Source organism: Stenotrophomonas indicatrix, from assembly GCA_041545745.1.
GTDB classification, from domain to species: domain Bacteria; phylum Pseudomonadota; class Gammaproteobacteria; order Xanthomonadales; family Xanthomonadaceae; genus Stenotrophomonas; species Stenotrophomonas indicatrix_A.
The window spans coordinates 3857337-3869858 of record CP168152.1 but is presented as its reverse complement, the minus strand read 5'-3'; the positions used below and the strand labels follow the sequence as shown (position 1 = coordinate 3869858).

Here is a 12522-nt window from a genome sequence, read left to right as displayed (position 1 = left end):
AGCGCCGCGCATCCTGTTTTCCGCAAACCTTTTTGGAGAGTGCCATCATGAAATCCCGTGCCGCCGTCGCCTTTGGTCCCGGCCAGCCGCTGCAGATCGTCGAGATCGACGTCGCCCCGCCGAAGCAGGGCGAAGTGCTGGTCAAGATCACCCACACCGGTGTCTGCCACACCGATGCGTTCACCCTGTCCGGCGATGATCCGGAAGGCCTGTTCCCGGTGGTGCTGGGCCATGAAGGCGCCGGCATCGTGGTGGAGGTGGGCGAGGGCGTGACCAGCGTCAAGCCGGGTGACCACGTCATTCCGCTGTACACCGCCGAGTGTGGTGAGTGCCTGTTCTGCAAGAGCGGCAAGACCAATCTGTGCGTGTCGGTGCGTGCCACCCAGGGCAAGGGTGTGATGCCCGATGGCACCAGCCGCTTCAGCTACAACGGCGAGCCGATCTATCACTACATGGGCTGCTCGACCTTCAGCGAATACACCGTCGTTGCCGAGGTGTCGCTGGCGAAGATCAACCCGGACGCGAACCCGGAGCACGTCTGCCTGCTCGGCTGCGGCGTGACCACCGGCATCGGCGCGGTGCACAACACCGCCAAGGTGCAGGAAGGCGACAGCGTGGCCGTGTTCGGCCTGGGCGGCATCGGCCTTGCGGTCATCCAGGGTGCGCGCCAGGCCAAGGCCGGACGCATCATCGCGGTGGACACCAACCCGTCCAAGTTTGAACTCGCCCGCGAATTCGGTGCTACCGACTGCATCAACCCCAAGGACTTCGACAAGCCGATCCAGCAGGTGATCGTGGAGATGACCACCTGGGGCGTGGACCACAGCTTCGAGTGCATCGGCAACGTCAACGTGATGCGTGCGGCGCTGGAATGCGCACACCGTGGCTGGGGCCAGAGCGTGGTGATCGGCGTGGCCGGTTCGGGCCAGGAGATCTCCACCCGTCCGTTCCAGCTGGTCACCGGCCGCAAGTGGATGGGTACCGCGTTCGGTGGCGTGAAGGGTCGCAGCCAGCTGCCGGGCATGGTCGAAGACGCGATGAAGGGCGATATCGAGCTGGCCCCGTTCGTCACCCACACCATGGACCTGGACAAGATCAACGAAGCCTTCGACCTGATGCACGAAGGCAAGTCGATCCGTTCGGTGGTCCACTACTGAGCCGCGCCATGGGCTGGCTGGATGCCCTGCGCTGGCCGCGTGCGGAAGACCCGCGCGCGGCCTTGGTCGCCCCGATCGAGCAGGCGCTGCGCGCGCTGGGCTGGGTGGTGGGCGAGGTGGGGCCGCCGCGTGCGGTGACCTCGGCCTTCGGCAGCGACGACGGCATGCCGTTCGAGCAGTGGCTGGGGCAGGTATTCCTGCCGCGTCTGCATGAGGCCCGCGCTGATGGCCAGTGGCCGCCGCGCAGCAACGTGGCAGCGGCGGCGTATCGCAATCTTGATGGCCAGCCTGGCGTCGAACCGTTGCTGGGCTTGCTGGCGCAGCTGGATGAACTGATCAACAAAGGCATCCACGCCGTGCGTGGATAAGCCGACCAAGGTCGGCATCTACCAGAAGCACGCGTGCACTGACGCGTCGCGCAGGAGAACCTCATGGAACGTATCGAACACCGCGCCTGTGCCGGCGGCTGGCAGGACGTCTACCGCCATCATTCGACCACGCTGGGCTGCGACATGCAGTTCGCCGTGTACCTGCCGCCGCAGGCGACAACCCGAAAGCTGCCGGTGCTGTACTGGCTGAGCGGGCTGACCTGCACCGAGCAGAATTTCATCACCAAGGCCGGCGCGCAGCGCTATGCGGCCGAGCACGGCGTGATCATCGTCGCCCCGGACACCAGCCCGCGCGGCGATGACGTGGCCGATGCCGAGGGCTATGACCTGGGCAAGGGCGCGGGCTTCTATCTCAACGCCACCCGTGCGCCGTGGGCGAAGCACTACCGCATGCACGACTACGTGGCGCAGGAGCTGCCGGCGTTGATCGAAGCGAATTTCCCGGTGACCGATGCGCGGGGCATCAGCGGCCATTCGATGGGCGGCCACGGTGCACTGGTGATCGCGCTGCGCAACCCCGGCCGGTACCGCAGCGTGTCGGCGTTCTCGCCAATCGTTGCGCCCAGCCACGTGCCGTGGGGGCAGAAGGCATTCAGCGCTTATCTCGGTGACAACCCGGCGGACTGGGTGCAGTGGGACGCCTGCGCGCTTGTGGCCAACGCCGGCGAGCGCTTGCCGCTGCTGGTTGACCAGGGTGAGGGTGATGAGTTTCTGCACACCCAGCTGCAGCCGCAGCGCCTGCAGCAGGTCTGTGATGCCGCCGGCCATCCGTTGAGCTTGCGCCTGCAGCCCGGCTACGACCACAGCTACTACTTCATCGCCAGCTTCATCGGCGAGCACATCGCCCACCACGCCCGCGCCCTGCACGCCTGAGGGTCTGCCGGGCCCATCACGCCCGCGCGCTGTACGCCTGACGGTTTGCTGGTAGTGCCGGCCGCTGGCCGGCAATCTGCAGCTCCGTGTTTCTCCTGGGGTTGCCGGCCAGCGGCCGGCACTACCAGGACGTGCACGCGGAGTGCCGTTTTGCCGCAGTGGATCACGCCGCTGTGGCGTGCCGGCGCGCTATCGTGCCGCCATACGGCCTTGCGCATGGGGGATGCATGCTGGTTGTGCTGGCGCTGATATTCGTGATCTGCCATGGCGTGGTAGTGGCGTTCTGGCCGGGTACGGCCGGTGGGGGATCGTTCGTGTTCCTGACAGCGGCGCCTCTGCTGGCCGCTGCGGCCTGCCTGTGGCGCGGTCAGCGCGACCGCGCTGCACTGGGCTGGCGGGCCACTGCCATGGCGCTGCTGCTCTGGGCCGGCGGCATGGCGTTCAACATGGCCGACGCGCTGGGGGCGGGACGGGCCGACCTTACCCCCCGTGTCAGTCTGCTGCTGTACGTGCTGTATGGCGTGCCGCTGGTGTTCATCCTCGCCCGTGCCCGGCGCGAACGTCGCGTCATCAGCCTGATCGACGGCGTGATGGCGGCCCTGCTGGGCGTGCTGTTCTTCGTGCATACCCAGTCGTTCGCCGACCGCATCGATATCGATGACCAGGCGATGGCGCACATGCAGCGCATGTTCGACATCCAGAACCTGTGCATCGCCGGCTTCGCGGTGGTGCGCTGGCTGGCCGGTGACGTGCCGGAACGGCGCAGCTTCTTCCGCGCGCTGGCGCTGTATGCGCTTGTCTATCTGGTGGTGGCGTACTACATCAACCATTACACCGCCGAGCAGTCCTTTGGTGCCTACAACGATCTGCTGATCGACCTGCCGTTCCTGTTGCTGGCCATGCTGGCGCTGCGGCAGGCGCCAGCGCCCGGCCTATCGCTGCATCCGCGCCTGTCGCGGCTGGTACAGGCGGGTGGACCGATCATCCTGCCATTGCTGCTGCTGGTGGTCGGTACCCTGGTGGTGGATCACGCCCGACCGCTGGCGGTGACCGGCTTCGTGGTGGCGACGCTGGGCTTCAGCCTGCGCAGCACCCTGCTGCAGATCGATCTGCTTGAACGACAGGCGGGCCTGGACCAGCTGGCGCGGCAGGATGGTCTGACCGGCGTAGCCAATCGCCGCCAGTTCGACACGCTGTTGCTGGCCGAATGGAACCGTGCGCGCCGCAGCGGCAGCGAAATGGCGTTGCTGCTGGTGGACATCGACCATTTCAAGGCATTCAACGATCAGCACGGCCATCCTGCCGGCGACCGCTGCCTGCAGGCGGTGGCTGCGGTGCTGCAGGCCACCGCCGGGCGCGCGGCCGACAGCGTGGCGCGCTATGGCGGTGAGGAGTTCGCGGTGATCGTGCCCGGCAGCCCGCTGTCGGGTGTGCTGGCGCTGGCCGAGCGCCTGCGTGAGGCGGTGGAAGCGCTGCCACTGCCGGAAGGCTCGGTCAGCATCAGCGTGGGTGTGGGCTACCTGCATCCGCCAGCGCTGGCCAGCGCCGAACAGTTGCTGGCCGATGCCGATGCCGGCCTGTACGCGGCCAAGCGTGCAGGCCGCAACCGGGTGATCCTGCACGCGCACGTGCTGGACGACGACGGGGGCGCGCACGACATGCTGGACTGTTAGCACGCCTGGGCCACTGCCGCGGCAGGGCGTCGCGTGGCCGATCAGCGTTGGCGCAGCCATCCGGCCGGATCCAGCAGACGCAACCCCACCGGTGACAGCGACCGTTGCCGCAACGTCAACGGCGTGGCGTGCACCGCCGCCGCACAACATGCCAGCTGTCGACGCAGCGGCGCCAGCACATCGTCCTCGCGTGGGCGCGCGTGCCGCCATTGCGCAATGCGCAGCAGACAGACCAGCAGGTCCAGTTCGCTGGCGGAGATGAAGGGCGACCCGGCCGGCAGCAGCTCGATCGGTGCGTGCGGCGTGGCCAGCAATGGCAGCAGTTCACGGAAGGCGTCGCAACCCTCGACATCCAGGCCCAGGGCGGCCAGTTGCACCAGGCCTTGGGCCTGCAGCGCAGGGTCGCCCAGTTGCCGCAGCGCAGCCAGCAGGGCCTGTTCGCCGCGACTGAACTGACGGCCAAAGGCGCGATAACTCACACGGGTGGGAAATACAGGGGAACGTGAGGCCATGCGGGCGTACCTACCGATCGCGTGTTTCCACCAGCACCGGGCAGGGCGCATGGTCGATGGTCCATTGCCCGACCGAGGGCTCGAACAGACGCTGCAGACGTGACAGATGGCGGTGGCCGATGACGATCAGATCGCATTGCAGGCGACGCGCCTGCGCGCTGATCACTTCGCCCGGGTCGCCGGACGGCAGCTGTGCGATGGCGTCCACGCCGCGCTCGCGCAGCTCGGCCAGGGCGTCGGCCAGCACGGCTTCGGCATGCGCCTGTTGCCGGGCGGCGGCGGGATATTCGCGGCGGTCGGCATCGGTGGCATCCGCTGCCAGTGCGAATTCGGGGTCGAGCACGCACAGCAGGTGCAGGCGGCTGCGGGGGCCGGCCATGGCGGCGGCGAGGTCCAGCACGCGGTCGTGCTGGGGGCCGCCATCAAGCGCGACCAGCAGGGTGTTGAACATGAAAAGCTCCTTTGCAGGGTGGTGATGGTCGCGCATGTCGTCGCGCGCACCCATGCCGTGCGCCGCAGTCAATGCGTGCGCAAGACGCAACTCTGGTTGGTTTGGATTGCAGTAGAGTCATCCCATTTACGGGAGACTGCCATGCCCTTGCCGGACCTCAACCTGTTGCTGGCACTGGATGTGCTGATCGACGAGTGCAGCGTGGCCGCCGCCGCGCGGCGGATGAACCTCAGTGCGCCGGCGATGAGCCGTACCCTCGGCCGGGTGCGGGTGGCCCTGGGCGATCCGGTGCTGGTGCGCGCCGGCCGTGGGCTCGCCCCCACGCCACGCGCGCTGGAACTGCGTGAGCAGGTGCGCGATGTGATCGAGCAGGCACACCGCGTGTTCAATGCGGGCCGCGAGGTCGACATGGCCACCCTGGAACGAACGTTCAGCGTGCGCGCCAACGATGTGTTCATCGGCAGCTATGGCGGCCGCCTGCGCGAGGTGTTCCGCCAGCAGGCACCGCGCTGCATGCTGCGCTTCGTGCCCGAAGGCGATACCGATGACGATGCGATGGTGCAGGGGCGGATCGACCTGTACATCAGTACGGCGGGCAAGCACAGCCCGGAAACCAAGGTGCAGCACCTGTTCACCACCTCGCTGCTGGGCGCCGCGCGCGAGGATCATCCGCTGTTCGACGGCGACATCAGCGCTGAACGCTTCGCGGCCTGCGACCACATCGCCGTGTCCCGGCGCGGGCTGGCGCACGGCCCGATCGACGAGGAACTGGCCGTGCTCGGCCTGCAGCGGCGGGTGGCGGTGGTCATTCCCACCTTCCACGGTGCGATCTTCGCCGCCGCTGATTCGGACCTCGTACTGCCGCAGATGCCGAGCGTGATGCTCGACCGCATCACCCACATGGGCCTGCCGCTGCGCATGTTCCCGTTGCCGGTGCCGGTACGTACCGTGGCCCTGGTGCAGGCCTGGCATCCGCGCATGGACAACGACCCGGCGCACCAGTGGCTGCGGCGGGCGATCAAGGTGATGTGCGATTCGGTCGAGGCAGCCCGCCACTGATCGCTGGCAGGCGTGCGCCGGACGCACGCCTGCGATGCCGGACACGCCATTTTTCGCAGGCAACGGCCTTTCTAGACTGCGCTCCCGATAGTTTCACTGAGCGCAATCCAATGACTCCACATATGCCGTGCACTGCACGGATCGGCAGCCGGCAGTGAGCACGCCCGCCGCCATGCTGCCGGCGCCGGCAGCGCCCCGGCCCGTCGCTGCTCCCGGGCTCGACCGGCGCATCCTGGTAGGGCTGTGCGGTGTGCTGCTGGCGGTGCTGGTGTCGGGCTTCAACGAGAACGTCACCAAGGTCGCACTGGCCGACATCCGCGGTGCGATGGGTTTCAGCGTCGACGACGGCAGCTGGATCGTGGCGCTGTACAGCGCGATGTCGGTCAGCGCGATGGCGTTCGCACCGTGGTGCGCCGCCACCTTCTCGCTGCGCCGTTTTGCGTTGGCGATGATCGGCGGGTTCATGGTGCTGGGCGTGCTGTGCCCGCTGGCCCCCAACCTGCAGACGTTTCTGGTGCTGCGCGCGTTGCAGGGCCTGTGTGGTGGCGCGTTGCCGCCGCTGCTGATGAGCGTGGCGCTGCGCTTCCTGCCGCCGGGCATCAAGCTGTACGGCCTGGCCGCCTACGCACTGACCGCCACCTTCGGGCCGAGCATGGGCACGCCGCTGGCCGCGTTCTGGGTGGAGCAGGCAGGCTGGCACTGGGCGTTCTGGCAGATCGTGCCGTATTGCCTGGCGGCGATGGCGATGGTTGGCTGGGGCCTGCCACAGGATCCCCTGCGGTTGGAGCGCTTCGCGCAGTTCGACGGCGTCGGCCTGATGCTCGGCCTGCCGGCGCTGGTGCTGCTGGTGCTGGGCCTGGTGCAGGGCCCGCGCCTGAACTGGTTCGACTCGTCGTTGATCACGCTGATGCTGGGTGGCGGTACCGGGTTGCTGGTGCTGTTCCTGATCAACGAGTGGTTCCACCCGCTGCCATTCTTCAAGCTGCAGCTGCTGGCCAACCGCAACCTCAGCTACTCGCTGGTTACCCTCGGTGGCGTGCTGTTCGTGCTGCTGGCGGTGATCTCCATTCCCTCCGGCTTCCTCGCCAGCGTGCAGGGCTATCGCCCGCAACAGGCCGCGCCGATGCTGCTGTGGGTAGCGGTGCCGCAGGTCATCGCGCTGCCGCTGGTAGCCGCATTGCTGAACATCCGCGCGATCGATTGCCGTTGGGTGCAGGCCACCGGCCTGGCGATGCTGGCGCTGGCCTGCTGGCTGGGCGCGCATCTGGACGTGAGCTGGATTCGCGACAACTTCCTGTGGGTGCAGTTGCTGCAGGTGTTTGCCCAGCCGATGGCGGTGCTGCCGCTGCTGATGCTGGCCACAGGTGGCCTTGCGCCACAGGACGGCCCCTTCGCCTCGGCGTGGTTCAACACGGTGAAGGGCTTTGCCGCGGTACTGGCCAGCGGTGTGCTTGAAGCGGTCGCGCAGGGACGCCGACATTTCCATTCCACCGTGCTGGTCGACCGCCTTGGCGAACGGCCGTGGCTGGCCGAGGGGCCGCAACTGGGCGCGCGCCTGCATGCGCAGGTGCAGGCATTGACCTCGGCCGATCTCTACCTGCTGGTCGCGTTGGTCGCGCTGGCCTTCATTCCTCTCATTGCCTGGATGCCCACCCGCATCCATCCGCCACGTGCCGTGGCCTGATCCCCTTCGCAGGAACCCCCTCATGACAATCAATCGAACGTATCTCAACGCCGGCCTCGGCCTGGGCGTGCTGGTGCTGGCCGGCGCCGCATGGCTGCTGCTGCGCGATGGCCGCCACCAGACCACCAACAACGCCTATGTGGTCGCCGATTACACAGTGGTCGCACCGAAGATCGCCGGCTTCGTCAGCGCGGTGGACGTGCAGGACAACCAAGCGGTGAAAGCCGGTGACGTGCTGGCCCGCATCGATGACCGTGACTACCAGGTCGCGTTGCTGGCGGCCCGCGCCGACCTGGCCAATGCACGTGCGCAGCTGGCCAACGCACAGGCGGCGCTGGCACAGCAGGGCTCGCTGATCGAACAGGCCATGGCGAGTGTGGATGTCAGCCGCTCCGAGCTGACCCTGGCCAGCGCCGACCAGCAGCGTTACCGCGAGTTGGCCCGCGACGGTGCCGGTACCGTGCAGAACGCACAGCAGGCGCAGTCGAAGCAGGCGGTGGCCAGTGCGCACCTGCAACAGGGACAGGCCGCATTGTCGACCGCACGCCAGCGCACCGACATCCTCACTGCCGGGGTGCAGGCCGCGCAGGCAGCCGTGCAGCGTTCCGAAGCCGCGCAGGCACGCGCCGAACTGGATCTGTCGCACACCGAGCTGCGCGCACCGATCGACGGCGTGGTCGGGCGCCGCGCAGTGCGTGTCGGTGCCTACCTGACCCCGGGCACGCCGGTGGCCGCAGTGGTGCCGCTGCAGCGCGCCTTCGTGGTCGCCAACTTCCAGGAAACGCAGATGACCCGCATGCAGCCGGGGCAGCAGGTTGAGCTGACGGTGGACGTGTTCCCCGGCATGCCGCTGCGTGGCCATATCGACAGCATCGCCCCGGCCACGGGCGTGACGTTCGCCGCGATTGCACCGGAGAACGCCACCGGCAACTTCACCAAGGTAGTGCAGCGCATTCCGGTGAAGATCGTGCTGGAGCCCGGGCAGGCATTGCTGGGCCAGCTGCGTGCCGGCATGTCGGTGGAAGCCCGCGTGGATCTGCAGCGTCCGCAGCGGGTACAGAGCGCGCAGCGCGAGCAGCACCGCAAGGGCGGGGAGGGCGCATGATCCGCGTATTCCCACGTGTACTGGCTGCGGCGGTACTGTGCACGGCCCTGACCGCCTGCATGCTGGGCCCGGACTTCGTGCGCCCGCAGGCCGAGCTGCCCACGCAGTGGCAGGGCGAAGCGGTGGCGTCAGCTGCACTGGATGACGATGCCCGCTGGTGGTCCGGTTTCGACGACCCGCTGCTGGGGCAATTGGCGACGCAGGTACTGCAGGCCAACCTCGACCTGCAGCTGGCCGCCAACCGCGTGCAGCAGAGTCGTGCCGCGCGTGGCGTCACCGCTGCCGACCGCCTGCCCAGCGTCAGCGCCACCGCCAGCGGCGTGCGCGCGCGCAACAGCGAGGTAGGACTGAACGATCCGTCCGGTAATGGCGGTCGTGAAGACTATGGCTTGTTCCAGGCCGGCATCGGCATAAGCTGGGAACTGGATCTGTGGGGCCGCGTACGCCGTCAGGTGGAAGCCGCCGACGCACGCGTGCAGATGGCCGAGGAAGATGCACACGCGGTGCGTATCGCTCTGCTGGCGGAGACCGCGCGCGATTACCTGCAGTTGCGCGCAACACGCCAGCTGCTGGCCATCACCGAGGACAACCTCAGCATCGCCCACGACATCAAGCGGTTGACCGAAGCGCGCCAGCGCCAGGGCGTGGCCAGCACGTTGCAGGTGTCCAGTGCGGCGGCGCAGGTGGCATCGTTGCAGGCACGCATCGCGCCGTTGCGGCATCGCGAATCACAATTGCGCAATGCGCTGGCGTTCCTGCTGGCGCAGCCGCCACTGGCGCTGGATGCGCAGTTGCAGAACGCGCGCCGCGACTGGCCCGCGTTGCCGACCGTCGCCGTGGGCGTGCCCAGTGAGCTGGCCGAGCGTCGCCCCGATGTCCGTCGCGCCGAAGCGGCGTTGCATGCAGCCACGGCGGGTATCGGCGTGGCCAAGGCCAGCTTCCTGCCGCGCATCACCTTGAATGGCGATGCCGGTTTCCAGGCCAAGCAGCTGGATGACCTGGATGGCTGGAACGCGCATCGCTTCAGTATCGGCCCGTCGATCAGTCTGCCGATCTTCCAGGGCGGACGCCTGAAGGCCAATCTGGCGCTGAGCAGGCTGCAGCAGCAACAGGCGGCCCTGCAGTTCCGCCGTACCGTGCTGCAGGCCTGGCATGAAGTGGACGATGCCATTGATGGTTATGCCGCCGAACAGCAGCGTACCGCGCAGCTGCATGTGGCGGTGGATGAGAGCGAGACGGCGCTGGGCGCCGCGCGTCGGCAGTACCAGGCCGGCGTGGTCGACATGCTGGATGTATTGAGCACGCAACGCATCGCGCTGGACAACCAGGCCGCGCTGGCCAACAGCCAGGCCACAGCCGCGATTGCACGCGTGGAGCTGTATCGCGCGCTGGGCGGCGGCTGGTAAGCCAGGGAACCGGTAGCGCCGGGTCATGCCCGGCGGCTCGGGTAGTTGCCAACCTTGGTTGGCAGCCTTTTGGAAAGCCAACCAAGGTTGGCGTCTACCAGAGCTTGGCCTCAGCGCACGTCGCGCAGTTCCCAGTGGTGCCCGGCCAGCAGGCGCAGGCGCTGCTTGAACACGTCACTGTCGATGCGGGTGGTGGCCACCAGGTTGATGCGCAGATCCTTCTGTTCGCCGGTCACGGTGGCCTCCGGGTCGGTCACGCCCCACTGCGGTTCCACCGCGTCCGGGTCCGGCTGCTTGTCGCGCCAGCGCTCGAACAGGCTGCCATTGCGCAGCGCGTTCTGCAGTTCTTCGGCGAAGCCGGCCGCGCCCTGCGAATGGAAAGACAGGTCGGGGTCGTTGCCGCGGGCCTTGGACGGTTCGGGCAGGCTGATGTGGTACTGCGCAGGCATGTTGATCTCCTTGAGGTGGCGCTAGGCTGGCATAAGCGCGGTGGAATCGATGTGCAGATTCCAATGCGTGGTTGGCCTTCATTCAAACCGATGTGGTCCATCGGCGAAGCCCACGGTGACCGCGCCCTTGCCGACGTTGACCATGCCGGTCAGGCTCATCACCGATTCGTACACGGTCACGCCATGGCCGGCGCAGACCTCCTTCATCTGCGCGTAGCCGGACAGGGCGCGCAGCTCGTCCAGTTCGCCGCCGTAGCTGACACACACGGTGGGCGTCATCAGGCCGGCGCGTACGCGCTGGCCGACCACGCCGAACAGCTTCAGCACGGCGTTGTCGAAACCCTTGATCTTCGCCACCGGCCCGGTCTCGCCGCGATAGCCATGCAGCACCGGCTTGATGTCCAGCGCACTGCCCAGTGCCGCGCTGAGCAGGCCGACGCTGCGGTCACCCTTGTGCCGGGCGCGGGCGCGCATGTAGTACAGGTCGCGAGTGACCATGTAGCCGTGCACGTTGCCGGCCAGTTCTTCCAGGCGCTCGCGGATCTGCTGCACGCTGGCATCGCTGGCACGCAGGCGCACCGCTTCCACCGCCGTCACCGCCTGTGCAGCGAACAGGTTCTGGGTGTCCAGCACGCGCAGCGCGAACGGCGAGTTGTAGCCTGCCGCCTGCCGCACCGGCTTGTAGTCGTTGAGGATGGCGAAGCTGGCCTGCAGTGCATTGTCGTGGATCGGGCTGCGGGTCTTGGTGATGGTCATGCAGAATACGTGGTCGTAGTCGATCACCAGCCGCTGCAGGAACAGGTCGCGGATCTGGTTGACGCTGAAGGGGATGGTCTCCGCTTCGGCACCGTGTTCGGCTACGTGTGCGTGCAGGAAGCTCAGCGTGGCCTGCTCGTCACGGTGGTCGGCGAGCACGGCTTCGCCGATCCGCACGGTGATCGGCAACAGCACGATGTTGTGCTCGGCAATGAAGTCCTGCGGCAGGTCGCAGGCCGAGTCGACGACGATTCCGATGCGCATCCGCGGCTCCCCCTCCAGGGCGGTTGTAGTTCGGAAATGTGGAAGCTATCTCAAAACGGGATCGGGCGCGCGAGGGAAACGCGCCACTGCCTGTTCAGCGACCGCGCTGCACCGCCATCGGCAGGGCCACGGCGCGCTGCCAGTCCGGCCGAGCCAGCAGGCCCGGGTCGTCCAGCACCGCCGCCATCAGCGGGTGGGTATCGTTGCCCCAGAACAGTTCGCCGTCGATGGCCAGGGTCGGCACGCCGAATACGCCAGCCTCGATCGCCGCGTCGGTGTTGCGTCGCAGCTGTTCCTTGATGGCCGGTTCGCCAATGGCCGCCTCTACGTCGTTGATACCCAACTGGGCGGCGGGTTCGCGCAGGGCCTCGGCCGTGTCGCCGGCGTGGCCGGCGCGCCAGATCCAGTCGAACAGCGCGTCCACCGCCGCAGTGCTGGCACCGGCGGCCAGGCACAGGCGCAGGGCCGCCAGCGGGTTGAACGGATGCCCGGGCGGGAAGCGCAGTGGCGTGCCCTCGGCCTGCGCGGTCCACAGCAGCTGGCGGTACATGAAACGGCGCTTGGCCGGGATCTCCGCCGGACCGAGGTTGCCCAGATGGTGCAGGACCGCACCGAAGGCGATCGGTACCGGTTGGATGTGCTCGAACTGCGGCAGCCGCTTCACCTTCTGCCAGTGCAGGTAGGAATAGGGCGAGACGAAGTCGAAATACCAGCGCAGGGTGGGCATCGGTGGCTCCTTGTATC

Annotated in this window: 13 protein-coding genes; 8 read left to right on the top strand and 5 right to left on the bottom strand. The window is 67.6% G+C overall.

Features of this window, described 5'->3' with window-relative positions:
* The first annotated feature begins 47 nt into the window (after nt 1–47).
* The 4 genes from ACEF39_RS17585 (at nt 48) to ACEF39_RS17570 (ending at nt 4092) form a co-directional block, all read left to right on the top strand.
* Entirely contained in the window at nt 48–1157 is a 1110-nt protein-coding gene (locus ACEF39_RS17585; RefSeq protein ID WP_265953351.1) for an S-(hydroxymethyl)glutathione dehydrogenase/class III alcohol dehydrogenase, read from the top strand.
* A gap of 8 nt (nt 1158–1165) precedes the next feature.
* Entirely contained in the window at nt 1166–1525 is a 360-nt protein-coding gene (locus tag ACEF39_RS17580; protein ID WP_500285992.1) for a YqcC family protein, read from the top strand.
* 63 nt (nt 1526–1588) lie between these two features.
* Nucleotides 1589–2419: an S-formylglutathione hydrolase gene (fghA, locus tag ACEF39_RS17575; RefSeq protein WP_500285991.1), complete on the top strand. Its 831-nt coding sequence runs from the start codon at nt 1589–1591 to the stop codon at nt 2417–2419.
* A 227-nt stretch (nt 2420–2646) separates the two neighbouring features.
* A complete protein-coding gene (locus ACEF39_RS17570; protein WP_500285990.1) occupies nt 2647–4092 on the top strand; it encodes a GGDEF domain-containing protein in 1446 nt (481 codons plus the stop codon).
* A gap of 41 nt (nt 4093–4133) precedes the next feature.
* Here ACEF39_RS17570 and ACEF39_RS17565 read toward each other — a convergent pair whose 3' ends face one another.
* Nucleotides 4134–4604, bottom strand: coding sequence for a hypothetical protein (locus ACEF39_RS17565; protein ID WP_500285989.1), 471 nt, complete (start codon nt 4602–4604; stop codon nt 4134–4136).
* A gap of 10 nt (nt 4605–4614) precedes the next feature.
* The gene (locus ACEF39_RS17560; RefSeq protein ID WP_500285988.1) at nt 4615–5055 is read right to left on the bottom strand and encodes a universal stress protein; all 441 of its coding nucleotides are present in this window, start codon (nt 5053–5055) and stop codon (nt 4615–4617) included.
* A gap of 141 nt (nt 5056–5196) precedes the next feature.
* Here ACEF39_RS17560 and ACEF39_RS17555 point away from each other — a divergent pair, with 141 nt between their 5' ends.
* The 4 genes from ACEF39_RS17555 (at nt 5197) to ACEF39_RS17540 (ending at nt 10309) form a co-directional block, all read left to right on the top strand.
* The gene (locus ACEF39_RS17555) at nt 5197–6114 is read left to right on the top strand and encodes a LysR family transcriptional regulator (RefSeq protein WP_100462647.1); all 918 of its coding nucleotides are present in this window, start codon (nt 5197–5199) and stop codon (nt 6112–6114) included.
* Nucleotides 6115–6268: 154 nt separating this feature from the next.
* Entirely contained in the window at nt 6269–7798 is a 1530-nt protein-coding gene (locus tag ACEF39_RS17550) for an MFS transporter (protein WP_500285987.1), read from the top strand.
* Between the two features lie 22 nt (nt 7799–7820).
* The gene (locus ACEF39_RS17545; RefSeq protein WP_500285986.1) at nt 7821–8903 is read left to right on the top strand and encodes an HlyD family secretion protein; all 1083 of its coding nucleotides are present in this window, start codon (nt 7821–7823) and stop codon (nt 8901–8903) included.
* Nucleotides 8900–10309: an efflux transporter outer membrane subunit gene (locus tag ACEF39_RS17540; RefSeq protein ID WP_500285985.1), complete on the top strand. Its 1410-nt coding sequence runs from the start codon at nt 8900–8902 to the stop codon at nt 10307–10309. Before ACEF39_RS17545 ends, ACEF39_RS17540 begins: the two co-directional genes overlap by 4 nt.
* Nucleotides 10310–10419: 110 nt before the next feature.
* Here the strand turns inward: ACEF39_RS17540 and ACEF39_RS17535 are convergent, their stop codons facing one another.
* The 3 genes from ACEF39_RS17535 to ACEF39_RS17525 form a co-directional block, all read right to left on the bottom strand.
* Nucleotides 10420–10758, bottom strand: coding sequence for a hypothetical protein (locus tag ACEF39_RS17535; protein ID WP_100553525.1), 339 nt, complete (start codon nt 10756–10758; stop codon nt 10420–10422).
* A gap of 78 nt (nt 10759–10836) precedes the next feature.
* Nucleotides 10837–11778: a DegV family protein gene (locus tag ACEF39_RS17530; protein ID WP_500285984.1), complete on the bottom strand. Its 942-nt coding sequence runs from the start codon at nt 11776–11778 to the stop codon at nt 10837–10839.
* Nucleotides 11779–11872: 94 nt separating this feature from the next.
* Nucleotides 11873–12505, bottom strand: coding sequence for a 2-hydroxychromene-2-carboxylate isomerase (locus ACEF39_RS17525; RefSeq protein WP_500285983.1), 633 nt, complete (start codon nt 12503–12505; stop codon nt 11873–11875).
* Between the last annotated feature and the right edge of the window lie 17 nt (nt 12506–12522).